Origin of the sequence: Enterobacter cloacae complex sp. 2021EL-01169 (assembly GCF_020733125.1) — a bacterium.
Classification (GTDB): domain Bacteria; phylum Pseudomonadota; class Gammaproteobacteria; order Enterobacterales; family Enterobacteriaceae; genus Enterobacter; species Enterobacter roggenkampii.
Genome location: NZ_JAJFTC010000006.1, coordinates 139,743 through 165,347 on the forward strand (window position 1 = coordinate 139,743; position 25,605 = coordinate 165,347).

At 56.4% G+C, this 25,605-nt stretch carries 27 protein-coding genes; 10 read left to right on the forward strand and 17 right to left on the reverse strand.

Features of this window, described 5'->3' with window-relative positions:
• Window position 1: 1 nt before the first annotated feature.
• From spoT to gmk, 3 genes are read right to left on the reverse strand one after another with little or no spacing between them, the layout of a single operon-like run.
• Window positions 2–2,116 (reverse strand): bifunctional GTP diphosphokinase/guanosine-3',5'-bis pyrophosphate 3'-pyrophosphohydrolase, encoded by a 2,115-nt coding sequence (gene spoT, locus LLF79_RS16215; RefSeq protein ID WP_008502673.1) that lies wholly within the window; start codon window positions 2,114–2,116, stop codon window positions 2–4.
• A gap of 19 nt (window positions 2,117–2,135) precedes the next feature.
• Window positions 2,136–2,411, reverse strand: a complete 276-nt coding sequence (rpoZ, locus tag LLF79_RS16220) for a DNA-directed RNA polymerase subunit omega (RefSeq protein WP_000135058.1) — start codon at window positions 2,409–2,411, stop codon at window positions 2,136–2,138.
• Between the two features lie 54 nt (window positions 2,412–2,465).
• Window positions 2,466–3,089: a guanylate kinase gene (gene gmk / locus LLF79_RS16225; RefSeq protein WP_008502674.1), complete on the reverse strand. Its 624-nt coding sequence runs from the start codon at window positions 3,087–3,089 to the stop codon at window positions 2,466–2,468.
• Window positions 3,090–3,340: 251 nt separating this feature from the next.
• On the opposite strand from gmk, the gene ligB reads away from it, so the two are divergent.
• Window positions 3,341–5,011, forward strand: a complete 1,671-nt coding sequence (gene ligB / locus LLF79_RS16230; RefSeq protein WP_045414834.1) for an NAD-dependent DNA ligase LigB — start codon at window positions 3,341–3,343, stop codon at window positions 5,009–5,011.
• A gap of 2 nt (window positions 5,012–5,013) precedes the next feature.
• Here the strand turns inward: ligB and LLF79_RS16235 are convergent, their stop codons facing one another.
• Window positions 5,014–5,631, reverse strand: coding sequence for a trimeric intracellular cation channel family protein (locus tag LLF79_RS16235; protein ID WP_023345196.1), 618 nt, complete (start codon window positions 5,629–5,631; stop codon window positions 5,014–5,016).
• A gap of 206 nt (window positions 5,632–5,837) precedes the next feature.
• Entirely contained in the window at window positions 5,838–6,701 is an 864-nt protein-coding gene (locus LLF79_RS16240; protein ID WP_008502687.1) for a YicC/YloC family endoribonuclease, read from the reverse strand.
• Window positions 6,702–6,826: 125 nt separating this feature from the next.
• Between LLF79_RS16240 and rph the strand changes: the two genes are divergently transcribed.
• The gene (gene rph / locus LLF79_RS16245) at window positions 6,827–7,543 is read left to right on the forward strand and encodes a ribonuclease PH (RefSeq protein WP_006812424.1); all 717 of its coding nucleotides are present in this window, start codon (window positions 6,827–6,829) and stop codon (window positions 7,541–7,543) included.
• A 67-nt stretch (window positions 7,544–7,610) separates the two neighbouring features.
• The gene (gene pyrE / locus LLF79_RS16250; RefSeq protein ID WP_063417680.1) at window positions 7,611–8,252 is read left to right on the forward strand and encodes an orotate phosphoribosyltransferase; all 642 of its coding nucleotides are present in this window, start codon (window positions 7,611–7,613) and stop codon (window positions 8,250–8,252) included.
• An 82-nt stretch (window positions 8,253–8,334) separates the two neighbouring features.
• Here the strand turns inward: pyrE and slmA are convergent, their stop codons facing one another.
• From slmA to coaBC, 3 genes are all read right to left on the reverse strand, one after another.
• Entirely contained in the window at window positions 8,335–8,931 is a 597-nt protein-coding gene (gene slmA, locus LLF79_RS16255; RefSeq protein WP_008502690.1) for a nucleoid occlusion factor SlmA, read from the reverse strand.
• A gap of 120 nt (window positions 8,932–9,051) precedes the next feature.
• Entirely contained in the window at window positions 9,052–9,510 is a 459-nt protein-coding gene (gene dut, locus LLF79_RS16260) for a dUTP diphosphatase (RefSeq protein ID WP_008502691.1), read from the reverse strand.
• Window positions 9,488–10,699 carry a bifunctional phosphopantothenoylcysteine decarboxylase/phosphopantothenate--cysteine ligase CoaBC gene (gene coaBC / locus LLF79_RS16265; protein ID WP_227879924.1) on the reverse strand — a complete coding sequence of 404 codons (1,212 nt, stop codon included), beginning with the start codon at window positions 10,697–10,699 and terminating at the stop codon, window positions 9,488–9,490. The genes dut and coaBC overlap by 23 nt, the downstream gene beginning before the upstream one ends.
• A gap of 172 nt (window positions 10,700–10,871) precedes the next feature.
• On the opposite strand from coaBC, the gene radC reads away from it, so the two are divergent.
• The 4 genes from radC to mutM all read left to right on the forward strand — a co-directional run bounded on the left by radC (window position 10,872) and on the right by mutM (window position 13,067).
• Window positions 10,872–11,540, forward strand: coding sequence for a DNA repair protein RadC (gene radC, locus LLF79_RS16270; protein WP_008502693.1), 669 nt, complete (start codon window positions 10,872–10,874; stop codon window positions 11,538–11,540).
• A 218-nt stretch (window positions 11,541–11,758) separates the two neighbouring features.
• Window positions 11,759–11,995 (forward strand): 50S ribosomal protein L28, encoded by a 237-nt coding sequence (rpmB, locus tag LLF79_RS16275; protein ID WP_002436699.1) that lies wholly within the window; start codon window positions 11,759–11,761, stop codon window positions 11,993–11,995.
• 22 nt (window positions 11,996–12,017) lie between these two features.
• A complete protein-coding gene (rpmG, locus tag LLF79_RS16280) occupies window positions 12,018–12,185 on the forward strand; it encodes a 50S ribosomal protein L33 (RefSeq protein WP_003024094.1) in 168 nt (55 codons plus the stop codon).
• Window positions 12,186–12,257: 72 nt separating this feature from the next.
• Entirely contained in the window at window positions 12,258–13,067 is an 810-nt protein-coding gene (gene mutM / locus LLF79_RS16285; protein WP_021242414.1) for a bifunctional DNA-formamidopyrimidine glycosylase/DNA-(apurinic or apyrimidinic site) lyase, read from the forward strand.
• A gap of 2 nt (window positions 13,068–13,069) precedes the next feature.
• Here the strand turns inward: mutM and coaD are convergent, their stop codons facing one another.
• The 4 genes from coaD to LLF79_RS16305 all read right to left on the reverse strand — a co-directional run bounded on the left by coaD (window position 13,070) and on the right by LLF79_RS16305 (window position 16,647).
• On the reverse strand, window positions 13,070–13,549 hold the full coding sequence (gene coaD, locus LLF79_RS16290) for a pantetheine-phosphate adenylyltransferase (RefSeq protein WP_008502695.1): 480 nt from the start codon (window positions 13,547–13,549) through the stop codon (window positions 13,070–13,072).
• A gap of 3 nt (window positions 13,550–13,552) precedes the next feature.
• Window positions 13,553–14,323: a glycosyltransferase family 2 protein gene (locus tag LLF79_RS16295; RefSeq protein WP_023345197.1), complete on the reverse strand. Its 771-nt coding sequence runs from the start codon at window positions 14,321–14,323 to the stop codon at window positions 13,553–13,555.
• On the reverse strand, window positions 14,323–15,597 hold the full coding sequence (gene waaA / locus LLF79_RS16300) for a lipid IV(A) 3-deoxy-D-manno-octulosonic acid transferase (protein ID WP_045352786.1): 1,275 nt from the start codon (window positions 15,595–15,597) through the stop codon (window positions 14,323–14,325). Before waaA ends, LLF79_RS16295 begins: the two co-directional genes overlap by 1 nt.
• Window positions 15,598–15,663: 66 nt before the next feature.
• A complete protein-coding gene (locus LLF79_RS16305) occupies window positions 15,664–16,647 on the reverse strand; it encodes a glycosyltransferase (RefSeq protein ID WP_025910598.1) in 984 nt (327 codons plus the stop codon).
• Between the two features lie 157 nt (window positions 16,648–16,804).
• Between LLF79_RS16305 and LLF79_RS16310 the strand changes: the two genes are divergently transcribed.
• Window positions 16,805–17,908, forward strand: a complete 1,104-nt coding sequence (locus LLF79_RS16310; protein ID WP_227879886.1) for a glycosyltransferase family 4 protein — start codon at window positions 16,805–16,807, stop codon at window positions 17,906–17,908.
• On the opposite strand, the gene LLF79_RS16315 is transcribed toward LLF79_RS16310, so the two are convergent.
• Genes LLF79_RS16315 through rfaD form a run of 5 tightly spaced genes read right to left on the reverse strand, consistent with a single transcriptional unit; the run spans window position 17,887 to window position 23,066 of the window.
• Entirely contained in the window at window positions 17,887–18,996 is a 1,110-nt protein-coding gene (locus LLF79_RS16315; RefSeq protein WP_059359892.1) for a glycosyltransferase family 4 protein, read from the reverse strand. The genes LLF79_RS16310 and LLF79_RS16315 overlap by 22 nt on opposite strands.
• A complete protein-coding gene (gene rfaQ, locus LLF79_RS16320; protein ID WP_023294805.1) occupies window positions 18,993–20,102 on the reverse strand; it encodes a putative lipopolysaccharide heptosyltransferase III in 1,110 nt (369 codons plus the stop codon). Before rfaQ ends, LLF79_RS16315 begins: the two co-directional genes overlap by 4 nt.
• Complete coding sequence (gene rfaC / locus LLF79_RS16325; protein WP_095428893.1) at window positions 20,095–21,081, reverse strand: lipopolysaccharide heptosyltransferase RfaC; 987 nt, start codon at window positions 21,079–21,081, stop codon at window positions 20,095–20,097. Before rfaC ends, rfaQ begins: the two co-directional genes overlap by 8 nt.
• 3 nt (window positions 21,082–21,084) lie before the next feature.
• Complete coding sequence (rfaF, locus tag LLF79_RS16330; RefSeq protein WP_045352774.1) at window positions 21,085–22,131, reverse strand: ADP-heptose--LPS heptosyltransferase RfaF; 1,047 nt, start codon at window positions 22,129–22,131, stop codon at window positions 21,085–21,087.
• 2 nt (window positions 22,132–22,133) lie between these two features.
• A complete protein-coding gene (gene rfaD, locus LLF79_RS16335; protein ID WP_008502707.1) occupies window positions 22,134–23,066 on the reverse strand; it encodes an ADP-glyceromanno-heptose 6-epimerase in 933 nt (310 codons plus the stop codon).
• A 215-nt stretch (window positions 23,067–23,281) separates the two neighbouring features.
• Between rfaD and kbl the strand changes: the two genes are divergently transcribed.
• On the forward strand, window positions 23,282–24,478 hold the full coding sequence (kbl, locus tag LLF79_RS16340; RefSeq protein WP_023294809.1) for a glycine C-acetyltransferase: 1,197 nt from the start codon (window positions 23,282–23,284) through the stop codon (window positions 24,476–24,478).
• Between the two features lie 9 nt (window positions 24,479–24,487).
• Complete coding sequence (gene tdh / locus LLF79_RS16345; RefSeq protein WP_227879889.1) at window positions 24,488–25,513, forward strand: L-threonine 3-dehydrogenase; 1,026 nt, start codon at window positions 24,488–24,490, stop codon at window positions 25,511–25,513.
• The last annotated feature ends 92 nt before the right edge of the window (window positions 25,514–25,605 follow it).

The window sequence follows — 25,605 nt, forward strand, 5'->3', positions numbered from 1 at the left end:
ACTAGTTTCGGTTACGGGTGACTTTAATCACGTCCGGCATGACGCGGATCTTGCGCATGATATTCGCCAGATGCACGCGGTCGCGGGCGGTCAGACGAATAAAGGCGCTGTACACGCGGCCATCTTTTTCTTCCGTATTCAGGCTTTGAATATTGGAAGATGCCGTGTTGATCGCTGCCGTCAGGTTCGCCAGGGCACCCTGATGGTTGAACATATCCACCTTAATCTCGGTGATAAATTCCTGCGCCGTCTCTTTATCCCACTCGACCGCCATAAACTTCTCGGCTTCTTTCTGGTAGCCGCGAATGTTACGACAGGATTCGTGGTGGATAACCAGCCCTTTACCTGGGCTGACGTGCGCAATAATCGGGTCGCCTGGAATTGGACGGCAACATTTTGCGAAGGTGATCAGCACCCCGTCCGCGCCTTTGATTGGCAGATGAGCATGGCCGGATGCGCCTGGCGCAGAAGGTATTGCTTCGCCCTGCTGCAGGTTTTTCGCCACCACGACGCTCATGGCGTTGCCCAGACCAATTTCCGCCAGCAGATCGTCAAGAGACGTGAGCTTCATACGGTCGAGCTCGCGCTGGATATGCTCCGGTGGGATCTCAGCCAGCTTACGACTGCCGCCCAACGCGTGGTTGAGCAGACGACGCCCCAGGCTGACGGAATCATCACGCTTGAGATTTTTCAGCAGCTGACGGATTTTAGCGCGCGCTTTGGAGCTCACGACAAAGTTCAGCCAGGCCGCGTTCGGACGTGCGCCCGGCGCGGTAATAATTTCCACCGTCTGGCCGCTGGCGAGCGGCTGAGACAGCGGGTAAGGTTGTCTGTCGACGCGCGCGCCCACGCAGGCATGGCCGATATCGGTATGCACGGCGTAAGCGAAGTCGACCGGCGTTGCGCCCGCAGGCAGTTCGACAATGCGACCTTCGGGGGTGAAAACGTAAATCTCATCCGGGAAGAGATCGGATTTCACGCTCTCGATAAATTCAAACGAGCTGCCCGCACTCTGCTGAAGTTCCAGCAGGCTCTGCATCCAGCGCTGGGCGCGGATTTGTGCGGTCGTGCTGCTTTCGCCACCGTGCTCTTTATAGGCCCAGTGCGCGGCAACACCCATCTCTGCCATCTGGTCCATGTCTTCGGTGCGAATTTGCACCTCAACAGGCACGCCGTGCGGCCCGATCATCGAGGTGTGCAAAGATTGATAGCCGTTCGCTTTTGGAATGGCGATGTAATCTTTCATCCGCCCCGGACGCGGCTTGTAGAGGCTGTGCATCTGCCCCAGCACGCGATAGCAGGTGTCCGAGTCATGGACAATGACGCGGAAGGCGTAGATATCCATGATCGAGTGAAAACGCTGCTCCTTGAGCACCATTTTGCAGTAGATGGAGTACAGGTGTTTCTCGCGACCGCTGACGCGGCACGGAATTCCCGCTTCCTGCAAGCGCCCTTCGATTTCAGAGAGGATTTTTTGAATCATCTCCTTACGGTTGCCGCGTGCGGCTTTCACCACCTCTTTAATCACGCGATAGCGGTTCGGGTACAACGCTTCAAAACCCAGCTCTTCCAGCTCGGTTTTAATGTGGTGAATACCTAAACGGTGCGCCAGCGGACTGTAGATTTCGAGGGTTTCACGGGCAATGCGGCGACGTTTATCCGGGCGAAGTGAGCCCAGCGTGCGCATGTTGTGGGTGCGGTCAGCGAGTTTGATGAGAATGACGCGGATATCCTGCACCATCGCCATAATCATTTTGCGGAAGTTTTCGGCTTGCGCCTCTTTCTTGTCGCGGAAATTCAGCTTATCAAGCTTAGAGACCCCTTCCACCAGTTCGGCAACGCTTTTGCCAAACAGCTGTTCCATGTCCTGGTAAGTGGCAGGGGTATCTTCAATCACGTCGTGCAGCAGCGCGGCCATCAGCGTTTCGTAGTCGAGTTTCATCTCGGCCAGAATACAGGCCACCGCTACCGGGTGCGTGATGTAGGGTTCACCGCTTGAACGTGTCTGGCCCTCGTGAGCGTCACGTGCAACGAGATACGCCTGCTGAAGACGCTTAATCTGGTCTTCAGGCAGGTAGATTTGAATCAGTTGATTCAGGCTTTCAAACAGATACAAGGGCGACCCGCAGGTTTAATTAACGACGACCTTCAGCAATAGCGGTTACGGCCTGCAGTTCTGCGGCTTCCTGCTCTTGCTGCTCCTGGCGCTCACGCACGTCGAGGATCTGGTTGTTGATCAGACCTTCTTCGATTTCGCGAAGTGCAATAACGGTGGTTTTATCGTTTTCTTCCGGTACCAGCGGATCTTTACCGCCTACCTGCATCTGACGAGCGCGACGCGCGGCGACCAGCACCAGGTCAAAACGGTTACCAATTTTCTCTACAGCGTCCTGAACAGTTACGCGTGCCATACTTAAAATGCTCCACAGGTGAAGAAATGACTGGGCATGATACTGAAAGTGGGTTCAGTCTGCCAACAGTTTGGTGATTAATGCGTCATGTCGCTGCTTCTGGCGGCTCATACGCAGACGTTCTGCACGAAGAATGGTTTTGAGATCGCTCAGTGCGGCATCAAAATCATCATTCACAATAAGGTAATCATATTCCGCGTAATGGCTCATTTCTGCAACAGCCTGTTCCATACGCTTTGCGATGACTTCTTCGCTGTCCTGACCGCGGCCACGCAGGCGGCGATCCAGCTCATCTTTCGATGGCGGTAAAATAAAGATACTGCGCGAGTCAGGCATTTTCTTGCGAATTTGCTGTGCACCCTGCCAGTCGATATCCAGGAACACATTCACGCCCGTGGCCAGAACCTGCTCAATGGTTTCACGCGAGGTACCGTAGTAATTACCGAATACTTCCGCATGTTCAAGAAACGCGTCTCTGCCGATCATCGCTCTGAACTCGTCGTGATCCACAAAGAAATAGTGTTCGCCGTGCACTTCACCCGGACGCGGTTGACGCGTGGTGTGAGAAACAGAAACCTGTGTGTCGTACAACGGTTGGGTTTTTAACAATGCCTGAATAAGGCTGGATTTACCCGCGCCACTAGGGGCAGAAACAATATAAAGCGTGCCTTGAGCCATGAGAGTCTTTTGTATGTGTTAACGAAGAAGTCCTACATACGGGCTTATTATACACGTCACTGCCGTGTGACGTAGCCTTTGTCACACTTTTTCCCCTGGATTATTGAATTTTGCGTGCCGTTTTCAGGTTTTATATGGGGTTTTCAGCAACCCAAAGAAATACCGGATAGCGTCTCGCATTGTGAGTCGTTGCCGTTAGCGTTGTTTCAGGCATCGGGATATACCTCCTGCAACACAAAGGAGGAGTAGCAATGTGGCGATGGATAAGCGGGTTAATGCTCTTGTGGAGTGGCTATGGCGCGGCGGTGTGCCCGGTGTGGTCGCAGGCAAAAGCTGAGAAAGAGATGGCGTCGTTAAGCGCGCAAATCAAACGCTGGGATGACGCTTACTGGAAGCAGGGCGTGAGCGAGGTCAACGACGAAGTTTACGACCAGCTTAACGGGCGCTTAATGCAGTGGCAGCACTGTTTTGGCAGTGAGCCTTCAGAGGAGAAACTCCCTGCGCGGGTGGGAAGCGTAAAACATCCTGTTGCCCATACGGGCGTACATAAAGTGGCCAGCAAAGAGGAGTTGAGACAGTGGATGCGTGCGCGGCAGCATCTGTGGATGCAGCCCAAAGTTGACGGTGTGGCGGTAACGCTGGTCTATCGTGACGGAACGTTAACCCAAGCCATCAGTCGTGGTGATGGCCTGAAAGGGGAAGACTGGACCGGGAAGGTGCGTTTGATCCCGACTATTCCGCAAAAGCTCACCGGCAAGCTCGCGAACAGCGTCTTACAGGGCGAGCTTTTCTGGCTAAGCGACAATCACATTCAGCGGCAGATGGGCGGGATGAACGCTCGCGCAAAGGTGGCGGGGGCGATGATGCGGCAAAAGGATAACTCAGTTTTGAGCAAGATCGGCGTGTTCATCTGGGCCTGGCCGGATGGGCCGAAAGATATGCAGACATCTTTAGCTGAGCTGTCTCAGGCCGGTTTTACGCTGTCGGCACGGTATACGCTACCCGCCGATTCTGTTGATGCCGTCGAGAAACAGCGCGCCGCCTGGCACGTAACCGGATTACCCTTTGCCACGGATGGCATTGTGGTGCGTTCGGAGGATGCGCCCGCAGGGGAAGGCTGGTTACCGGGCGAAGGCAACTGGCTGGTTGCGTGGAAATATGCGCCTGCAGCCCAGGTGACCGAGGTGAGTGATATTCATTTTTCCGTGGGGCGAACGGGCAAAATGTCCGTTGTAGCCGCACTGGAACCTGTGCAATTGGACGATAAACAGGTACGGCGGGTGAGTCTGGGCTCGGTGGAGCGCTGGCAGAGGCTGGATATTGCCTCAGGGGATCAGATCCAGGTCAGCCTGGCCGGGCAGGGTATTCCCCGGTTTGATAAGGTGGTCTGGCGCGGGACGGACAGACATAAACCCGAGCCTCCAGCCTCGCGTTATCATCCGCTGAGCTGTTTCTATGCTTCTCCGGAATGTATGGAACAGTTCTTTGCCCGACTGACCTGGCTCAGCTCAAAGCAGGTACTTGATATTGAAGGATTAGGCGAGTCAGGCTGGCGCACCCTCTGGCAGGCACATCATTTTGAACACCTCTTTTCGTGGCTGTTATTAACGCAGGCGCAAATGCAGGCTACGCCTGGCTTTTCCTCCGCGCGCGGGCTGGCGCTCTGGCATCGATTTAATCTGGTGCGCGAGAAGCCATTTATCCGCTGGCTCATGGCATTGGGTGTTCCGCTGACACAGGCTTCGCTGAAGGCGATGGGGAACGTAACCTGGCAGACGTTGAGCGAACGTAACGCAAAGGACTGGCAAAGCCTGCCGGGAACGGGAGAGGAGAAAGCGCGACAAATCGTTAACTGGATGCACGCGCCTCAGATTGATGTGCTGACGAAATGGCTCGCTGAACAACACATCAACGGGTTCTGAAGCTAGTGGGCGCTGTGTTTGTAATGAAAAACGGGCAGCCCGAGCTTCAGACGCAGCGCCAGCATGCGGGCTGTAAAGCCAAACAGCAGTGTCGAGATGACCACCACATCATGGTTCGAAACGTAATGCTGCAGAGCGATATAGAGTACCGCTGCTGCAAAAGAGATACCGGCATACAGCTCTTTTTGAAAGACCAGTGGAATGCGCTTGCAGAACATATCGCGCAGCACACCGCCGAATACGCCCGTGACCACGGCGGCAATGGTAGCGATAACAGGTCCTTCCCCCATATCGAGCGCGATTTGTGCTCCGATAATCGAGAAAACCACCAGACCTAAAGCGTCAAGGACTAAAAACAGGCGGCGAAGATGGGGCATGACGGGTGCCACTATGGTGGTTAACACGGCAGCTGTCGCCACGATAATGACGTACTCAGGGTGTTTGACCCAGCCAAGCGGATAATGTCCCAGCAGAATATCGCGTACCGAGCCGCCGCCCAGCGCGGTCGCTGTAGCAATAATGATCACGCCGAAGGTGTCCATACGGCGACGTCCGGCAGCAAGTGCGCCGGTCATGGCTTCTGCGGTGATGCCAATGAGATAAAGGATGTGAAGCAGCATATTTCCTCCGGTGTGAACGCGGGGGAGGTTAGCGATTTGTGCGCAAGATCACGATTGAGTTTTTCTAAGGCGACTGCGTTTGCCCTATAAATTTTTATCAAATGATGTTGAATAAGCTTGATGAAAGGCGGTGACCTGCAAAATCAGGTGCCGGAATGGATTAGAAATAATAATGGGTGGTGCTGTCGACACCACCCGATAAGGCATTACTCAATATTCTGAATCTGCTCGCGCATTTGCTCAATCAGTACTTTCAACTCAATCGCTGAATTCGTCACTTCCGCATTGATCGACTTAGACGCAAGAGTGTTCGACTCGCGGTTGAACTCCTGCATCATAAAGTCCAGACGGCGGCCTACCGCTTCTTTTTTCTTAAGAATGTTGTAGGTCTCTTTAACGTGCGCTTCCAGACGGTCCAGCTCTTCAGCGACATCAATACGTTGCGCCATCAGCACCAGCTCTTGTTCCAGACGGGTGTTTTCCAGCTGAACTTCTGCCTCTTCCAGTTTGGCGACCAGGCGCTCACGCTGCCACTGCAGCACTTCCGGCATATGGGTGCGAACCTTAGCCACTTCCGCACTCACGCCTTCTAGGCGCTGCTCAATCATCGCTTTCAGCGCCTGACCTTCGGTTTCGCGGGCAACGATAAAGTCATCCAGCGTGCCGTCGAGGGCGGCCAGAATTTCAGCGGCAATCGCGTCCAGATCCTGCTCGCCGGCGGCCATGACGCCAGGCCAGCGCAGAATATCAACCGGGTTGATTTCGCCTTCATCGCTCTGCATTTTGACCCAGTTCGCCGCATTCACGAGCTGTTTCGCCAGTTTTTCGTTGAGGATCAGCTCGCCCTGTGCGCTGGCATCGGGCTCAAAGCGCAGGTTACATTCCACTTTACCGCGCGTCAGACGCGTACGGATACGCTCGCGAACAACAGGCTCAAGGCTGCGGAACTGCTCCGGCATACGGAAATACGTTTCCAGGTAACGCTGGTTTACCGAGCGCATTTCCCATGTAGCGCTACCCCAGCTACCCTTGATTTCACGCCGGGCGTAGGCGGTCATACTGCGGATCATAGACATTCCCGTTTTTAAAGGAGAGATGGGGGGATTATAGCTTTCGGGGGCTTCTCAGGATAGGAATAAGCGTCCTTTATCCGTATAATGCGCAGCCACATTCGTTTCAAGCCGGAGAATCCATCATGCGTCCATCAGGTCGTAGCGCCAATCAGGTGCGTCCCGTCACCCTGACCCGTAACTATACAAAACACGCTGAAGGCTCCGTGCTGGTTGAGTTTGGTGACACCAAAGTGCTGTGTACCGCATCCATCGAAGAAGGCGTTCCGCGCTTCCTGAAAGGTCAGGGCCAGGGCTGGATCACCGCCGAGTACGGCATGCTGCCGCGCGCGACCCATACCCGTAACGCTCGTGAAGCGGCAAAGGGTAAGCAGGGCGGTCGTACCATGGAAATTCAGCGTCTGATCGCGCGTGCGCTGCGCGCCGCCGTTGATCTGAAAACCCTCGGCGAATTCACGATTACCCTGGACTGCGACGTGATTCAGGCCGATGGTGGCACGCGTACGGCCTCTATTACCGGCGCCTGTGTAGCGCTGGCCGATGCCCTGAACAAGCTGGTTGCAGCCGGTAAGCTGAAAACCAATCCAATGAAAGGCATGGTTGCGGCGGTCTCCGTAGGCATCGTTAACGGTGAAGCGCTTTGCGATCTGGAATACGTTGAAGATTCCGCTGCAGAGACAGACATGAACGTGGTGATGACCGAAGACGGTCGCATCATTGAGGTGCAGGGCACGGCAGAAGGCGAGCCGTTCACCCACGAAGAGCTTCTCTCCCTGCTGGCGTTGGCCCGAGGGGGAATCGAATCCATTGTCACGACGCAGAAAGCGGCGTTAGAAAATTGATTTTAAAGGCGACCAATGAGTCGCCTTTTTTTTGCCTGTAAGACAGAAAAACCAAAGGAGCTAATCCATGAAATCGTATCAGCGCCAGTTTATTGAGTTTGCGCTTAACAAGCAGGTACTTAAGTTTGGCGAATTTACGCTGAAATCCGGGCGTAAAAGTCCTTATTTCTTCAACGCCGGGCTGTTTAATACCGGGCGCGATCTGGCACTGTTAGGCCGTTTCTATGCCGAAGCGCTGGTGGATTCCGGGATTGATTTTGACCTGCTATTTGGCCCGGCCTATAAAGGCATTCCGATTGCGACCACTACCGCGGTGGCGCTGGCGGAACATCATGATCGCGACGTGCCGTACTGCTTTAACCGCAAAGAAGCCAAAACCCACGGTGAAGGCGGGAATCTGGTCGGCAGCCCGCTGCAGGGCCGCGTCATGCTGGTGGACGACGTGATCACCGCGGGTACGGCAATCCGCGAATCAATGGAGATTATCCAGGCCAACGGTGCAACGCTGGCTGGCGTGTTGATTTCGCTGGATCGTCAGGAGCGTGGTCGCGGAGAAATTTCCGCCATTCAGGAAGTGGAGCGGGATTACAGCTGCACTGTGACGTCAATAATCACCCTGAAAGATCTGATTGCGTATCTGGAAGAGAAGCCTGAGATGGCGGACCATCTGGCAGCGGTAAAGGCGTATCGCGAAGCGTTCGGGGTTTAATTGCATTGCCCGGTGGCGTTGTGCTTACCGGGCCTACCCGTTCGTAGGCCGGATAAGGCGACGCCGCCATCCGGCGATGGCGTTACTGTAATTGTGCTGCGACTAACGGCCAGCGGGCGTCAAAATCGTCCGTTGGACGGTATTTGAACTCGCTGCGCACGAAGCGGGAAAGCATCCCTTCACAAAACGCCAGAATCTGGCTCGCCAGCAGCGTTTCATCAATGCTGTATCCTTCACCCTCACGCATTTTCTTCTCGCGCAGAACCTGGCGCAGCTGCGCTTCAATGCGTTCGAAAAGCTGGTTAATGCGGCCCTGGAGTCTGTCCTGCTCAAACATCAGCGCGTGGCCGGTCAGGATACGGGTTAAGCCCGGATTGCGTTCACCGAAGCCCAGGATTAACAGCACTATCAGACGCAGACGCGCGGTAGTGTCTTTTTCGTCTTTCAGAATCAGGTTGATGCGCGTGATCAGGCTGTCTTCAATAAACTCGATCAGACTGTCGAACATCCGGGTCTTGCTCGGAAAATGACGGTACAGCGCCGCCTCAGACACGCCCACAGAGGCGGCCAGTTTAGCGGTGGTGATGCGTTGACTGCCATCGCTGGATTCAAGCATCAGAGCCAGAGATTGAAGTATTTCTTCGCGACGATTCCTTTTCGCGGTTTGTTTTTCTGCCATGTTACAAAATACCCCTGAAAATAAGCACTTGCCAGGCTGGCATCCACACAGCGACCGCAAACGGACGTTTGCGGTTTGTTATTGCATTATGACGCTGTGAGATACGTGTTTGTCGGGCCGTTACTTGCGCCCGGAATGGCCGAAGCCGCCTTCGCCACGGTCGGTGGCGTCAAAGTCTGCCACCAGGTTAAATTCTGCCTGTACCACCGGTACAAAGACCATCTGTGCGATACGCTCGCCCGGTTCAATGGTGAAGCTGTCCTGACCACGGTTCCAGACGGAGACCATCAGTTGACCCTGATAGTCGGAGTCGATCAGGCCCACCAGGTTACCCAGCACAACGCCGTGCTTATGGCCCAGGCCAGAACGCGGCAGGATAACCGCTGCCAGCGACGGGTCAGCAATGTGAATCGCCAGGCCAGTCGGAACCAGGGTCGTGGCACCCGGAGCCAGTTCTACGGCGTCATCGAGACAGGCGCGCAGGTCAAGACCGGCAGAGCCGGAGGTGGCATAGGTTGGCAGCGGGAATTGCTCGCCAACACGCGGGTCCAGAATCTTAACGTCGATTTTTTTCATCATAACGGGTAACGATCTCGTCGAGTAAATGTTGGCCCAGGAGTTCCTTGCGCTCAAGCGGTAAGACTTTATCTCCATCCTGCCAGAAAAGGTGCAGTGCGTTGCTGTCGCTGTTAAATCCTTGTGTGGCCAGCGATACGTCGTTCGCGCAAATCAAATCGAGGTTTTTGCGGGTACGTTTTTGCCGGGCATATTCTTCCACATTATTCGTTTCTGCGGCAAACCCAACAACGTATGGCCGGTGGCTTTTTAGTGCGGCGACACCGGCAACAATGTCCGGGTTTTTCACCATTTTTAGTGTTAATTCATCGCCTTGCTTTTTAATTTTAGCCTCGGCGATCGTCTCAGCACGATAGTCTGCAACGGCCGCACAGCCGATAAAAATCTGCTGGCTTTGCGCATGTGCCTGCACGGCGGCTTCCATCTCCAGCGCGGTGGTAACGTCAATTCGCTTCACACACGCAGGGGTAGGCAGAGAGACCGGGCCGCTCACCAGCGTGACGTTCGCACCACGCTTCGCGGCGGCGGCGGCAACCGCAAAGCCCATTTTGCCGGAGCTATGGTTGGTAATGTAGCGCACCGGATCCAGCGGCTCGCGCGTGGGGCCCGCGGTAATCATGATGTTGAGATGTTGCAGATCGTTGACAGGCGAGAAGTGGGCTGCGGCCATATCAACAATCGTCAGCGGATCAAGCATGCGGCCCGGGCCAACATCGCCGCAGGCCTGGCTACCGCTGTCCGGACCCCAGATAAGCAGGCCGCGTGAGGCCAGGGTCTCAAGATTGTGCTGCGTAGCCGCGTTACGGTACATCTGCTGGTTCATGGCAGGCACGACGGCAACAGGCGCAGGTGTGGCCAGACAAATGGTGGAGACCAGGTCGTTTGCCATACCGGCCGCTACCCGGGCGATTAAATCAGCCGTGGCGGGCGCGAGGATAACCAGGTCTGCCCATTTCCCAAGCTCAATATGGCCCATCGCGGCTTCGGCGGCCGGATCGAGCAGGCTGTCAGATACCGGGTATCCTGAAACGGCCTGCAGGCTCAGAGGAGTGATAAAGGCTTTACCGCCTTCGGTTATCGCGACCCGTACATCTGCCCCGCGCTCGCGCAGACGACGCACCAGCTCCGGCGCTTTGTAGGCAGCAATACCGCCGCTCACGCCAAGAACGATTTTTTTACCGGCCAGGCTCATCATGATTCTTTCCTGTTGGGGTTCACCAGAGAGCGGGCATTTTATCACAATCCCCAAAACGGGGTGATTTTGTCCTTCGACCACTTTGCGAGGCGCTACGCAAGAACGCAACGTGGTCGTCGAGTGCCTGACTGGCCTGTGGCAGCATGCGGTTAAAAAAGGGAGAAAGAGCATGGAAGAAGAGGATGAGCCGCTGCTGCCGCGCGAAAAACTGCTGCGCTATGACGTCACCCTGTTAAAAGATGATGAACTGCTGGCGCTCTTTTTACGTACCGGAACGCCCGGTAAAACGGTATTTACGCTGGCAAAAGAGCTGATCGTACATTTCGGTTCTCTGCACGGTTTGCTGACCGCCGAACTGGCGCAGTTTAAGCACGTAGAAGGGATCGGTGTGGCGAAATATGCCCAGTTGCGGGCCATTGCTGAACTTGCCCGCCGTTTTTACAATGTCCGCATGGAGAAGGACGATCCGATCCTGACGCCAGCGATGACGCGTGAATACCTGCAAAGCCAGTTAACCGATATCGAGCGCGAGATCTTTATGGTGATCTTTGTCGATAACAGAAACCGGGTACTGAAACATAGCTGCCTCTTTGCCGGTACGTTAAGCCACGTTGAGGTGCATCCGCGAGAAATTGTGCGGGAAGCGATAAAAGTGAATGCAGCGGGCGTGATCCTCGCGCATAATCACCCCTCAGGCTGTGCAGAACCGAGCAGAGCGGACAAAGAAATCACCGAGCGCATTATCAAATGCTGTCAATTCATGGACATTCGTGTGCTGGACCATCTGATAATTGGCCGCGGAGAGTACATTTCTTTTGCAGAACATGGCTGGATTTAGGCTATTTCTCGCGATCCATCGGGATCTTTGTCTGTTCGGGACTTGAGCACACCGCCGAGTCAGCGTATACTACGCCACCTTTGAGAATCTCGGGTTTGGCATTTGGGCCTGGCAATCGAGAGTTCACTTAGAACTATGCGATGACCGGGCTGTAAAGCCTGACGAGGCGCCGATACCCCATACGAAGCTCGAGCTAATTTGATTTTTGGAGAATAGACATGTCCCGAGTCTGCCAAGTTACTGGCAAGCGTCCGGTGACCGGTAACAACCGTTCCCACGCACTGAACGCGACTAAACGCCGTTTCCTGCCGAACCTGCACTCTCACCGTTTCTGGGTTGAGAGCGAGAAGCGTTTTGTCACCCTGCGCGTATCTGCTAAAGGTATGCGTGTAATCGATAAGAAAGGCATCGATACAGTTCTGTCTGAACTGCGTGCCCGTGGCGAAAAGTACTAAGTACTTAAAGAGGAAATAAATCATGGCTAAAGGTATTCGCGAGAAAATCAAGCTGGTTTCTTCTGCTGGTACAGGTCACTTCTACACCACCACGAAGAACAAACGTACTAAGCCGGAAAAACTGGAACTGAAAAAATTCGATCCAGTTGTACGCCAGCACGTACTGTACAAAGAAGCTAAAATCAAATAATTTTAGTCTCCTTGTATCGAAAAACCCCGCAACTGCGGGGTTTTTTGCATTCTGTATCTCAACGGAGGAACCATGCCTGAATTACCTGAGGTAGAAACCAGCCGTCGCGGCATTGAGCCCCATCTGGTCGGCGCGACGATTCTTCACGCGGTTGTCCGTAACGGGCGTCTGCGCTGGCCGGTGTCCGATGAGATCCATGCCCTGAGCGATAAACCCGTCCTTAGCGTGCGGCGCCGCGCGAAATACCTGCTGCTGGAGCTGCCCGACGGCTGGATCATTATCCACCTGGGGATGTCCGGGAGCCTGCGCGTTCTTACCGAAGAACTGCCTGCGGAAAAGCACGACCACGTGGATCTGGTGATGAGCAACGGCAAAGTGCTCCGTTACACCGATCCACGGCGCTTTGGCGCGTGGCTGTGGACGAAGGAGCTGGAAGGGCATAACGTGCTGGCGCATCTGGGCCCGGAGCCGCTCTCAGACGCGTTTAACGCGGAATACCTCAAGGCGAAGTGCGCGAAGAAGAAAAGCCCGATTAAGCCCTGGCTGATGGATAACAAGCTGGTGGTCGGCGTGGGGAATATCTACGCCAGCGAATCGCTGTTTGCGGCCGGGATCCACCCCGATCGGCTGGCCTCGTCGCTGTCGGCGCAGGAGTGCGAGCTGCTGGTCCGCGTGATTAAAGCCGTATTACTGCGCTCGATTGAGCAGGGGGGGACAACGCTGAAGGACTTCCTGCAAAGTGACGGCAAGCCGGGCTATTTTGCCCAGGAACTGCAGGTGTATGGCCGTAAGGGCGAACCGTGCAGAGTCTGCGGCACACCCATTATTGCCACGAAGCACGCCCAGCGCGCCACGTTCTACTGCCGTCAGTGCCAGAAATAGGGCTACTTTAGCTTTTCCATCAACGCCTGGTGGACGTTAACCGGCAGGAAATGGGTAACGTCCCCGTGATGGCGCGCCACCTCTTTCACCAGCGTGGACGAGATAAACGACCACTCTTTGGAGGGCATCAGGAACACGCTCTCCAGCTCCGGCATCAGGTGGCGGTTCATGTGCGCCAGCTGCATCTCATATTCGAAGTCTGCCACCGCGCGTAAACCGCGGATCAGAATGTTCGCCTGCTGGGCCCGGGCGAAGTTCGCCATCAGGTCGCTGAATCCGACAACCTCAACATTCGGCAGGTGCGAAATGGCATCGGTGGCGAGCTGCACGCGCTCGTGGAGGTCAAACATCGGCTTTTTGCTGGGGCTGGCGGCAATGGCCAGGATCACCTTGTCAAACATGCACGCCGCACGGGTGATGATATCAAGATGACCGTTGGTGATCGGATCGAAGGTACCCGGATAAATCGCTTTTGTGCTCATGGCTCACGTTTTCTCTGAGTAGCCGCGGCAGAGCGCCCACAGCTCGGTGTATTTGTTAAAAGTATACTGGGCATTGACTACCGCGAGTAACCAGCCCTGCTTACCGTCCAGCACGCCACCACGCAGCAGCAGCGTTTTCAGGAACGCGCCCAGCGTGTGGGTGAAGATTCCAGTCAGCGAGGCCTTCTTGCCGCGCTGGTGACGCTCCTGCGCCCATGCCGTGGCATAGTTGAGCTGTTTGCGCTGGAAGCTTGCGAAATCGCGGCAGGTCAGGTGCAGCAAATCGCCCGTCAGGGGGATGATCTGGGCGTTGTCGCAGGCCAGGGATTCATGCACCAGATTGTCGTTGTACTGATACCGCTCGCGCTCGTATAGGCGCGTCACGCGGTCAGGATACCAGCCGCTGTGGCGCATAAAACGGCCAAGGAAGTAGTTGCGGCGGGCAATGCTGTATACAGCACCAGGTTGAGGTGAGGAAAGCACCGCCTGAATGGCCTGCTGAAGCTCCGGCGTGATGCGCTCGTCAGTATCGAGCATCAGGACATAATCTCCGGTGGCAAACCCCTGCGCGCGCTGGCGCTGGAGGCCATAGCCTTGCCAGTCAGTATCGATAAAGACTTTTGCGCCCGCTGCCCGGGCAACGTCCACCGTGTTGTCCGTACTTCCGGAATCAAGAATGACTATCTCATCAGCCCAGGCTACCGACGCCAGGCAGTCCGGAAGCAGGTCGGCGGCGTTTTTGGCGATCATCACGACCGACAGACGCGTTGACATCAGTGGCTCCGCTGGGGCAGGTAAGGTTGCAGAAGTTGCAGCAGACGGGTCAGGGCACCCTGGTTCTGGTGCAGCACTTCGACCGCATGTCGCCCGTACCACAGGCGATAATCTTCGTCAGTCAGAAGGGTTGAGACCTCTTTGACTACCGAATCCGCATCGGTCACGGTAATTAAACCATCGGCCTGCTGTAATTTCGCGCAGATATCTTTGAAGTTAAATGTGTGCGGCCCCATCAGCACCGGAATCGCGTGGGCTGCTGGCTCGAGCGGGTTATGGCCTCCGCGTTCCACCAGGCTGCCGCCAACAAAGGCGAGGTCAGCAATCCCGTACAGCAGCATCAGTTCGCCCATCGTATCGCCAATCACCACCTGGGTGCTGCCAGACGGGATCTCCCCGCTGCTGCGCAGCGTGAAGCTGAAACCGGCTTTCTGAACCATTTCACGGGCATCTTTAAAACGTTCCGGATGGCGGGGCACGAGGATCAGCAGTAAGTCCGGGAAGGTTTCCAGCAGCTTTCGGTGCGCCTGCAGGATAATCTCTTCTTCGCCATCATGGGTGCTGGTTGCAATCCATACCTGACGACGCGGTGCCCACTGGCGGCGAAGCGTGATGGCGCGGGCGGCGAGTTCAGGGGTAACCGAAATATCAAATTTCAGGCTACCCGTCACCGCAAGCTGGTTGCGTTTGAGGCCCAGAGAGATAAAGCGTGCCGCATCTTCTTCATTCTGCGCGGCAATCAGGGTGATTTTGCTCAGCAGGCGGCGCATAAATTTACCCAGCTTGCCGTAACCTTTCGCCGAGCGCTCTGACAGGCGCGCGTTGGCAATCACCAGCGGAATTTTACGGGCATGCAGGGCGGAAATCATGTTCGGCCACAGTTCGGTTTCCATCACAATCACCAGCTTCGGGCGAACGGTATTCAGGAAACGATTCATGGCGCAGGGGAGATCGTAAGGGAGATAGACGTGATGAACGTCTTTGCCGAAAGCGGATAACGCGCGCTCCGAGCCGGTTGGCGTCATCGTCGTGACGGTAATCGGCAGCGACGGGTAGCGGTGACGCAGGGCGCGAACCAGCGGGATCGCCGCCAGCGTTTCACCGACAGACACGGAATGCAGCAAAATACCGTCCGGTGCGACTTTATTGCGGCAGAAGCCATAGCGTTCAGCCCAGCGTTTACGATACGCAGGCGCTTTCCGGCTACGAAGCAACAGTCTCAGCCACACCAGTGGCTGAATAATGTAGAGCAGGGCGGTATACAACAATTCCAAGCGATTATCCGTTTTTTTAGTTTCGGCGGGCAAATTCTAAGCATTTAAGCCAGGTAAAGCTATCTCTTATGCCAGATACCGTTTCAGACGGAAATAACGGCGTCCCAGGCGCCAGTGCTGGCGCAGCCCACGGGCGTTTTTCCAGATTAGCGACCAGATCCCGCGGTCAAACAGCTCGCGGATGATTTCACGCTTTTTGCTCTGATCGCCGATGTTGTTAATGGCGTGAAGAATGCCCAGACCCTCTTTGGCAATCTGCCACTGGCAGGCCGGCACATGGCGCACCGCATCCGGGTAACGCTGGTTGATTGCATCCAGCATTTCGAGGATTTTCATGTAGTGGCGGGCGTTGCGCATTCGCGTGTCGTCCGTTCCCGGCGTGTGCGACACCGAGGCCGAGTGGATCAGGTAATCGTAAAAGGTTTCGTCGGTGTACTGCACGCGTTTGGCGGTCAGCAGCACTTCAGTGGTCCAGGGGATATCCTGGTGGCGCAGACCGTGTTCAAAGGTGAAGCCCTGCTCTTTGATGAAAGCATGGCGGTAGATATTCAGCCAGGTCACGTGCAGGAACTTTCGCGATGAAAGCGCGCGTTGAAGCCAGGTTGGGCCGTCCAGCACGTCGGTGGACTGCAGCTTGTCGGACGGGAAGATCTTTTTCGACGGGCGTCCGTCGTCGTAGATATAGGTACCGTTGCAGGTCGCGACATCAAGATCGTTCTTTTTGGCCATCTCAAGCAGACGCGGGTACATGCCCGGATAAATCACGTCGTCGATGTCCGGGAAGGCGACGTATTCGCCCGTTGCCACCGCCAGGCCGGTATTACGCGCGGCCGACACGCCCTGATTGGCCTGATCGATAACTTTGTAGAAGGGGAATTCGCTGGCGTACTGCGCAATGATGGTGGAGGAGCTGTCGCTTGACCCGTCGTTCACAACGACCAGTTCCAGACTGTCCAAATGTTGAGCTTTAATGCTGTCGAAAAATGCATTGAGGAATTTTTCACCGTTATAAACGGCGACCACGAGGCTCAATAAAGGTTTGTCGGACATGCTTTCTCCGTTGTGTTCAGGGCAGGCCACCCAATATGGTGGTACCATTCGCGCTGTATTATATCTGGTGGATATTAAAAACATATGCCTGGAGGGACAAAGATCGTTTCAGGTGGAAAATTAGCGTCACGCGGGCGAGATTTTTAACAGGAAATATATGCATATTGTTCACACTGAAGCAGACGGCGGCAAAGGCGGGCAGCCTCTGCGCATTATCAACGAATCGCTTGGGATGATTCAGCGTGGCCATCAGGTGACTCTCCTTTGTCCGGAAACTGCGCCGCTCCACGCGCTGGCACGCAATGCCGGTCTGCCGGTGGTCACGATGCCGTTGAAGCGTAAGAACCTTAAAAACCTGCAGGTGCTGCGTCGCTGGATGAAGGATAACCGTCACTCGATTGACGTCATCAACAGCCATAACTCTGCCGATACCTGGCTGGTGGCGCTGGCGAATCTGACGCTGTCCAACCCTGTACCACTGGTGAGAACCCGTCATGCGTCCGGCGTACCGCGCAACAACTGGACGACCCGCTGGCTCTTCCGCACGGCCTGCGCGCATATCGTGACCACCGGCGAGGCGCTGCGCCATCAGGTGGCAAATATTGGCGTGCCGATGTCTCAGAGTACGTCGGTGCCAAGCGGTGTCGATACGCAGCGTTTCCATCCGGGAGATAAGCACCAGGCCCGGGTTCATTGTGGTTTGTCGCAGGACGATTTCTGGCTGGGCGTGGTATCGCATTTGCGCCCGAACAAAGGCCATAGCGTACTGCTGCGCGCCCTGGCGAAAATCGCCAATCCACACATCAAGCTGGCGATTGTCGGTGAAGGTCCGCACAAGGCGACGCTGGAACAGGAAATCACCGCGCTGGGATTACAGCAGCGCGTGGTCATGGCGGGACATCAACCCGATCCGGAACGCTGGTTTCCGGCCTTTGATATTGCGCTGAGTCCTTCGCATGATATGGAAGGTGTGCCGCAGGGCGTACTGCAATCGTTAGCCACCCGTATTGCAACTATTGCGACGGATGCCGGTGGAACGGGAGATGCGGTGATTAACGGGCAGACGGGATTGTTGGTCGCGCAGCGCGACGAAAACGCGCTGCACGATGCCATAATGAAACTCTATGACGACTCAGCCCTTCGCGAGACGCTCGCGCAACAGGGATATGACTACCTGAGCACGCACTTTACCCGCGAATGTATGCTGGACGCGATGGAGAAAGTCTTCTCCGATGCCGCTCAGCGCAGCAAATCACGATAAAGCGCCTGTAGCTCTTTCGCCATTCTGTCCAGGGTGAAGGGCTCGGCGGTTGCACGCGCAGCGGCGGAGTAATCGACACCCTGTTCACGGCCTTTCAGCCACAGCGAGATGGCCTGCTGGTAGCCTTCGCTGTCCAGCGCGTCGCGCACCCAGCCGTTATGACCCTCGGTTATCCACTCCGCCGCGCCGCAGCCGTGGCTGGTAAGCAGCGGCAAACCACAGGCCAGCGCTTCCACGCAGACGTTCGGGAAGGGATCGTAGAGCGTCGGCAGGATAAGGGCATCCGCCGTGCCATAGACTTCACGCACGTTGGCAACGGGGCCCAGGAACTTCACTCGTGAGGAAATCCCCAGCGCCTGCGCCAGCTTTTCGAACTTCCGCGCATGTTTATCGCGGCCGGCAATCAGCAGCCAGACGTCAGGATGCGCCACAATGGCGCGCAGCGCGGTGGCGACGCCTTTGCGGCTGAAGCCTGACCCAACATACGCCAGCACCGGTGCGTCAGGAGGAATACCCAGGACATCACGCTGCGAAAGGGCGCGGACCTCAGGGCTAAACTGAACGGTGTCCACGCCGTTGTAGATCACCGTCAGCTTGTCGTCCGGCAGCCCGAAGCGCCGCGCGATATCATCGCGCACCATCTTCGAATTACAGATCACCTTGCGCAGCTGCGGATGGGTAAACATCTGCGCCTCGGCCTGCAGAATGTAGCGGTGATAGCGGCTCAGAGATTGCGCCCAGCGCGCCAGCGGCGACAGAATGCGGCCATATTGCTCAAGCCAGGTGGCGTGAACACCGTCGCCCGCCCGGAAGATGGTGGCTCCCGGTATGCGTTCGTGGCTTTGCACAATATCAAACTGCGCAAAATGCGCGGCGGCTTCGAGGGCAAAACCGGATTCACGCGCGATGCGATTGCGAAACGGCGGATTGACCGTCAGCGTTTTCCAGCCTGCGGCATCCTCCCACTGGCGAGCAATTAGCGTGACATCAAGCGACGTATCCTGCGCCAGCACGTTCAGCGCACGTGAGACAAAACGCTCTGCGCCACCGTTGGGGTTGTAGGTCTGTCGGACAATCGCCAGCTTCATGCAGGTGTTTCCGTTTCCAGAAGCATCGTATCAATGGCGCTCAGCACCTGCTGCGGGGTGATGGCCGTGATGCAGTCAGAGACACCGCTGTCTCCGCAGCCCGCTTTGCCGCAAGGCTGGCAGGTAAACCCGGCAACGATTACGCGATAATTTACCCCCCACGGCGCCCATTTGATGGCGCCGGTAGGGCCAAAGATGGCGACGGTTGGCGTACCGACGGCGCTCGCAAGATGCATTGGCATGGAATCCACGCCGAAGTACACCCGGGCGTGCTTCATGAGCGCGCCCAGCTCTTTCAGGTTCAGCTGACCGCTTAAATCAAAGACCGGCTGGGTGAGGGCTGCGCGCAGCGCATCCATATAGGCCTTCTCTTCTTTTGACGGTGCGGCGGAGAGGACGATCGGCAGGCCGCGCGCCGCCAGGTTATCAATGGTCGCTGCCAGCTTTTTGATATCCCAGGCCTTGAACATCCAGCGCGAGGTCGGGTGAACCAGAATGTAGGATTTACTCGTGAGCCCAAACCCGGCCAGTTTTTCGGCCACAGAGGCTTCTGCCGCGTCACCGGGCACAAAAAGCGTATGTTTGTCTTCATCGGACTGCGGATGAATGCCGATCCGGCGCAGGGCATCCAGATTAACCTCCACCATATGACGGCTGTTGTCCTGAATCGCCGGATAGAGCGTGGTGAACGATTTCACCCAACGGCGACGCGCCAGGCCCCCGCGCTTATCCGGCTTAAAGCCGACGGAGACGCGCGGTTTCAGGCGACGCGCCAGACGCGCGCCGTGCCAGTGTTCAGTCAGGTTAATCAGCACGTCATACTGACGGCCTTTCAGGGTGTTCAGCAGGGCGCGGTAGAGGCGGAATTGTTCAAACCAGCCCTTCTTGCGCCAGTTGCGCCCAATAGTGTGCACCTGGTCGATATGCGGGTGGCTGGTCAGCATCGCCTGGGTATCGTCATAAACCAGCGCATCGACTTCCACGTTCGGCCAGTTCTTTTTCAGCACGGTAAAAACCGGCGAGGTAAGCAAAACGTCACCGTGGTGACGAAGCTTAATAATCAGCACGCGCTTTGGCGGGCGCTCCGCTGAGAAAAAATCAGACATAGGCTCTCTCTGCTGCCAGCAAAGGCTCTAATTGCGCAAATACCGCAGCGGCGCTGAGATCGCTCAGCTGCGATGAGTGTTCCGGGCGGCAGATATATTGATTTTTTCCATAGCCGCCGATCAGGCCCGGGTCCGTTGGGCCGTAAAGCGTAATATTAGGACGGTCCAGCGCCGCCGTCAGGTGGCTGAGTCCGGTATCCACGGAGACCACAGCCGTAGCGCCTGCCAGCGCCTGAGCGACGCCATCCAGCTTCATGCGCGGCAGAACGTCCACATAATCAAACCCTGCCGCCAGGCGTTTGGCGCGCGCTTCTTCATGGGGAGCGCCCCACGGGAGTTTGATACGTAACCCCGCACTCCCCAGCAGGCCGATCAGTTCGCGCCAGTGCGCTTCCGGCCAGTGCTTGTCGTCGCGGGTCGTTGCATGAAGGAAAATCAGGTAGGGTGCGTCTGTTTGTTGCGAACCGTGCAAAAAATGCTGCGAAATGGCGTAATCGCCCTGCGTTTCCGGCTTTGCATAGCCAAGACTCTTTGCAAATAGCTCGCGGGTACGTTCCACCGCGTGCTGCTGCTTCGCGATGTGATGGCGGCGGTTATAAAACAGGCTCGCCAGCGGTTCGCGGGCGGTTTGCCAGTCCATGCCGTGCTTTACGCCGCGCGCCAGTCGGGTCACCAGCGCGGCGCTTTTGACCAGCCCCTGCGCGTCGATGATGGCATCATAACGCTGCGCCTGTACCGCCTCGCGGAAGGTTTTGCGTTCGGCTTTAATCGGGGCAGAGAACCACGCTTTCCGCCAGCGGCGAATCGCCACCGGGATCACGCGGTCGACCGCTTCATGCCAGGTGGGGATCTGCGCGAAGCCCTCTTCCACCACCCAGTCAAAACGGATGCCGGGAATGGCCCGCATGGCGTCCGTCAGCGACGGCAGCGTGTGCAGAACATCGCCCATCGATGAGGTTTTAACGATCAATACCCGCATCCGTTATCCTTCTTCGCTCAACAGCAGTGCGTTGAGTTCTTCAAGAACGCGCTGCGGGGTAATGTCGATCAGACTCTGATGATAACCTTCAGCGGCATCGCCTTTGCGCACCTTGTGGTAGCCGGTGATCAGGCGAATAACGCGCGCTTTATGGGAAAGCGGAGGCGTAAAGTCCGGGCTGCTTGGCCCATACAGTGCCACCAGCGGACGGTTGAGCGCAGCGGCGACGTGCATCAGGCCTGAATCGTTGGTAACCACAGCGTGGCAGGCAGCAATCAGGATAACCGCCTGCTCAAGCTGCGTTTCTCCCGCCAGGTTGCGGCACCAGGCCTGCTGTTCATTACTGAGCGTCGCGAGAATTTCGTTGCCCGCCTCGTGGTCTTTTGCCGAACCGAACAGGACAATCTGGTAGCCTTCGTCGATCAGCTGTTTCGCCAGCTCTGCATAGTGGTAGTGCGGCCAGCGTTTTGCCGGGCCGAACTCGGCGCCAGGGCAGAAGCCAATCATCGGACGTTCAGCCGAAAGGCCAAACGCGCTGCAGGTCTGGGATTTTTCACCGTCGTTAACCTGAAGCTGGGGCCAGAGCAGCGGCTGCGGCAGGTCTTTCGCGCTGCGCATCACGCCTTTGTCATAGGCCAGCGCCACGTAGCGCTCCACCATTAATGGCCAGGCCGCTTTATCCAGCACGCGCGCATCGTTCAGCAGGCCGTAGCGCATTTCGCCGCGCCAGCCGGTGCGATGCGGAATGCCCGCAAAGAAGGGCACCAGGGCAGATTTAAAGGAGTTGGGCAGAACATACGCGCGGTCATACCGCTTCTCGCGCAGGCTATGGCCGAGCTTGCGGCGTTCGCCAATTTCCAGCGCCCCGTGGCCGAGCGGCATCGGGATCGCTTCATTCACTTCCGGCATACGCGATAACAGCGGACGGCACCACGCGGGTGCCATCACGTCGATTATCGCCTGGGGATAGCGCGCCTTGAGCGTGCGATAGAGACTTTGCGACATCATCATGTCGCCCACCCATGACGGGCCGATCACCAGAATCTTCATACTTACGCGTCGCGGTTCAGCCAGGCCATATACTCCGTTACGCCTTCGGCAACGGTTTTGAACGGCTTGTCATAACCCGCTGCGCGCAGGTTAGTCAGGTCAGCCTGGGTGAACGCCTGATAGCGGCCTTTCAGCTTGTCCGGGAACGGAATGTACTCGATGCTGCCTTTTTTGTGGTACGCCAGCGTGGCGTCAGCCACCGCCTGGAAGGACTCTGCGCGGCCGGTACCCAGGTTGAAGATGCCGGACACGCCGTTTTCCCAGAACCACAGGTTTACGGCCGCCACGTCGCCCACGTAAACGAAGTCGCGCTTAAAGCCGTCGCTGCCTTCGAAGAGTTTTGGACTTTCACCGTTATTCAGCTGGGTGTTCAGGTGGAACGCCACGCTCGCCATGCTGCCTTTGTGGCCTTCGCGCGGTCCGTAGACGTTGAAGTAGCGGAAGCCGACGATCTGCGAGTTCGCTTCTGGCAGTACCTGACGCACGTACTCGTCGAACAGGAATTTGGAGTAGCCGTAGACGTTCAGCGGCTGCTCATATTCGCGGGACTCGATGAAGTCCGAGGTGCGGCCGCCATAGGTTGCAGCGGAGGAGGCGTACAGGAACGGAATTTCACGCTCCAGGCAGTAGTGCAGGATCTCTTTGGAGTACTGATAGTTGTTGTCCATCATGTACTTGCCGTCCCACTCGGTGGTGGAAGAACACGCACCTTCGTGGAAGATGGCTTCGATTTCGCCGAACTCTTCGCCCGCCATAATCTGGATAAGGAAGTCTTCTTTATCCATGTAGTCAGCGATGTTCAGATCCACCAGGTTAACGAACTTGGTGCCGTCTTTCAGGTTGTCAACCACCAGGATGTCGGTGATGCCTTTGTCATTGAGAGCCTTAACAATATTGCTGCCGATAAAGCCTGCGCCGCCGGTAACGATGATCATAACTGTAACCTTTGAAGTGTGGAGCCCGGGGACAATCCCGGACGCTAATGTTTCTATCATATCATTAGTATGGCTGCCCTTCAGCCATTCACCGACATAGCGCAAGGGTACACGTGATTTATGCTGCAAAAACAACAAGAGATGACGTGTCATCTCGTCATGAACTATAGGTTTGGGTAATATGTCCCGAAATTTGCCGAGTCTGGAGAATTGCAATGCGTGGTGATTTTTACAAACAGTTAAACAGCGACCTTGAGACCGCACGTGCGGAAGGGTTGTTCAAGGAAGAGCGTATTATCACGTCTGCACAGCAGGCGGACATCACCGTTGCCGATGGCAGCCATGTGATCAACTTTTGTGCGAACAACTACTTAGGTCTTGCGAATCACCCTGAGCTGATTGCCGCGGCAAAAAACGGCATGGATACCCACGGTTTTGGTATGGCCTCAGTACGCTTTATCTGCGGTACCCAGGACAGCCACAAGCAGCTTGAGCAAAAGCTGGCGAACTTCCTCGGAATGGAAGACGCGATTCTCTACTCCTCCTGCTTCGACGCCAACGGCGGCCTGTTCGAGACTCTGCTCGGCGCAGAAGATGCGATTATCTCCGACGCCCTGAACCACGCCTCCATCATCGACGGCGTACGCTTGTGTAAAGCGAAGCGTTTTCGCTACGCCAACAACGACATGGTTGAGCTGGAAGCGCGCCTGAAAGAGGCCCGTGAAGCGGGCGCTCGCCATGTGCTGATCGCCACCGACGGCGTATTCTCCATGGACGGCGTGATCGCCAACCTGAAGGGCGTGTGTGACCTGGCGGATAAATACGACGCGCTGGTGATGGTCGATGACTCTCACGCGGTCGGTTTTGTCGGCGAAAATGGTCGCGGCTCCCACGAATACTGCGACGTAATGGGCCGCGTGGACATCATCACCGGCACGCTGGGCAAAGCGCTCGGCGGCGCATCCGGCGGCTATACCGCTGCGCGTAAAGAGGTGGTGGAGTGGCTGCGCCAGCGCTCGCGTCCGTATCTGTTCTCCAACTCCCTGGCACCGGCGATTGTTGCCGCCTCCATCAAAGTGCTGGAGATGGTGGAGTCCGGCGCTGAACTGCGCGACCGCCTGTGGTCCAACGCGCGTCTGTTCCGTGAAAAAATGAGCGCAGCAGGGTTCACCCTGGCCGGTGCTGACCACGCGATCATTCCGGTGATGCTGGGTGATGCGGTCGTGGCGCAGAATTTTGCCCGCGAGCTGCAGAAAGAAGGGATTTACGTCACCGGGTTCTTCTTCCCGGTGGTGCCAAAAGGTCAGGCGCGTATCCGCACCCAGATGTCTGCGGCGCATACGCCTGAACAAATTGAACGTGCGGTGGAAGCCTTTACCCGCATCGGTAAACAGCTGGGCGTCATTGCCTGAGGACCTGTGATGAAAGCGTTATCCAAACTGAAAGCGGAAGAAGGGATTTGGATGAGCGACGTGCCGGAACCGGAAGTCGGTCATAACGATCTGCTGATCAAAATTCGTAAAACGGCTATCTGCGGTACTGACGTTCACATCTACAACTGGGACCAGTGGTCGCAGAAAACCATTCCTGTCCCGATGGTTGTCGGTCACGAATATGTCGGTGAAGTGGTGGGTATCGGCCAGGAAGTGAAAGGCTTCAAAATCGGCGACCGCGTCTCCGGTGAAGGCCACATTACCTGCGGCCATTGCCGTAACTGCCGCGGCGGGCGTACGCACCTGTGCCGCAATACCATCGGCGTGGGCGTGAACCGTCCGGGCTGCTTCGCGGAATACCTGGTGATCCCGGCCTTTAACGCCTTCAAAATCCCGGACAATATTTCTGACGATCTGGCCTCCATTTTCGATCCGTTCGGCAACGCCGTGCACACGGCGCTCTCCTTCGATCTGGTCGGTGAAGACGTGCTGGTCTCCGGCGCGGGCCCCATCGGCATTATGGCGGCAGCCGTGGCGAAGCATGTAGGTGCGCGCAACGTCGTGATCACCGATGTAAACGAATACCGCCTGTCGCTGGCGCGCAAAATGGGCGTCACCCGCGCGGTGGATGTCTCGAAAGAGAGCCTGACCGACGTGATGGAAGAGCTGGGCATGACCGAGGGCTTCGATGTGGGTCTGGAGATGTCCGGTGCGCCACCGGCGTTCCGCACCATGCTCGACACCATGAACCACGGTGGCCGTATCGCGATGCTGGGTATCCCGCCGTCGGATATGTCCATCGACTGGAACAAAGTGATCTTCAAGGGGCTGTTCATCAAGGGCATCTATGGTCGTGAGATGTTTGAGACCTGGTACAAGATGGCGGCGTTGATTCAGTCCGGTCTGGATCTGTCCCCGATTATTACTCACCGTTTCTCCATCGATGAGTTCCAGCAGGGCTTTGACGCGATGCGTTCCGGCCAGTCAGGGAAAGTGATTCTGAGCTGGGATTAAATCTGCCTGCTGGCACCACTTTTACGGGTGCCAGCGTTCTTTCTTAGCGGTTTGACTTTCCAGAGGTTACTTGTTAACTTTTGGCGAAATTT

Excerpts from the sequence above, each read along its gene's own strand:
- gmk (WP_008502674.1), bottom strand. The coding sequence starts at position 3,089 with ATGGCTCAAGGCACGCTTTATATTGTTTCTGCCCCTAGTGGCGCGGGT.
- coaBC (WP_227879924.1), bottom strand. The coding sequence starts at position 10,699 with ATGAGCCTGGCCGGTAAAAAAATCGTTCTTGGCGTGAGCGGCGGTATT.
- rfaF (WP_045352774.1), bottom strand. The coding sequence starts at position 22,131 with ATGAAGATTCTGGTGATCGGCCCGTCATGGGTGGGCGACATGATGATG.
- rpmG (WP_003024094.1), top strand. The coding sequence starts at position 12,018 with ATGGCTAAAGGTATTCGCGAGAAAATCAAGCTGGTTTCTTCTGCTGGT.
- ligB (WP_045414834.1), top strand. The coding sequence starts at position 3,341 with ATGTGGCGATGGATAAGCGGGTTAATGCTCTTGTGGAGTGGCTATGGC.
- LLF79_RS16295 (WP_023345197.1), bottom strand. The coding sequence starts at position 14,323 with ATGTCAACGCGTCTGTCGGTCGTGATGATCGCCAAAAACGCCGCCGAC.
- LLF79_RS16235 (WP_023345196.1), bottom strand. The coding sequence starts at position 5,631 with ATGCTGCTTCACATCCTTTATCTCATTGGCATCACCGCAGAAGCCATG.
- rph (WP_006812424.1), top strand. The coding sequence starts at position 6,827 with ATGCGTCCATCAGGTCGTAGCGCCAATCAGGTGCGTCCCGTCACCCTG.
- rpoZ (WP_000135058.1), bottom strand. The coding sequence starts at position 2,411 with ATGGCACGCGTAACTGTTCAGGACGCTGTAGAGAAAATTGGTAACCGT.
- mutM (WP_021242414.1), top strand. The coding sequence starts at position 12,258 with ATGCCTGAATTACCTGAGGTAGAAACCAGCCGTCGCGGCATTGAGCCC.
- radC (WP_008502693.1), top strand. The coding sequence starts at position 10,872 with ATGGAAGAAGAGGATGAGCCGCTGCTGCCGCGCGAAAAACTGCTGCGC.
- rfaD (WP_008502707.1), bottom strand. The coding sequence starts at position 23,066 with ATGATCATCGTTACCGGCGGCGCAGGCTTTATCGGCAGCAATATTGTT.
- LLF79_RS16305 (WP_025910598.1), bottom strand. The coding sequence starts at position 16,647 with ATGTCCGACAAACCTTTATTGAGCCTCGTGGTCGCCGTTTATAACGGT.
- tdh (WP_227879889.1), top strand. The coding sequence starts at position 24,488 with ATGAAAGCGTTATCCAAACTGAAAGCGGAAGAAGGGATTTGGATGAGC.
- LLF79_RS16240 (WP_008502687.1), bottom strand. The coding sequence starts at position 6,701 with ATGATCCGCAGTATGACCGCCTACGCCCGGCGTGAAATCAAGGGTAGC.
- LLF79_RS16315 (WP_059359892.1), bottom strand. The coding sequence starts at position 18,996 with ATGAAGCTGGCGATTGTCCGACAGACCTACAACCCCAACGGTGGCGCA.
- LLF79_RS16310 (WP_227879886.1), top strand. The coding sequence starts at position 16,805 with ATGCATATTGTTCACACTGAAGCAGACGGCGGCAAAGGCGGGCAGCCT.
- rpmB (WP_002436699.1), top strand. The coding sequence starts at position 11,759 with ATGTCCCGAGTCTGCCAAGTTACTGGCAAGCGTCCGGTGACCGGTAAC.
- rfaQ (WP_023294805.1), bottom strand. The coding sequence starts at position 20,102 with ATGTCTGATTTTTTCTCAGCGGAGCGCCCGCCAAAGCGCGTGCTGATT.
- slmA (WP_008502690.1), bottom strand. The coding sequence starts at position 8,931 with ATGGCAGAAAAACAAACCGCGAAAAGGAATCGTCGCGAAGAAATACTT.
- dut (WP_008502691.1), bottom strand. The coding sequence starts at position 9,510 with ATGATGAAAAAAATCGACGTTAAGATTCTGGACCCGCGTGTTGGCGAG.
- kbl (WP_023294809.1), top strand. The coding sequence starts at position 23,282 with ATGCGTGGTGATTTTTACAAACAGTTAAACAGCGACCTTGAGACCGCA.
- pyrE (WP_063417680.1), top strand. The coding sequence starts at position 7,611 with ATGAAATCGTATCAGCGCCAGTTTATTGAGTTTGCGCTTAACAAGCAG.
- rfaC (WP_095428893.1), bottom strand. The coding sequence starts at position 21,081 with ATGCGGGTATTGATCGTTAAAACCTCATCGATGGGCGATGTTCTGCAC.
- coaD (WP_008502695.1), bottom strand. The coding sequence starts at position 13,549 with ATGAGCACAAAAGCGATTTATCCGGGTACCTTCGATCCGATCACCAAC.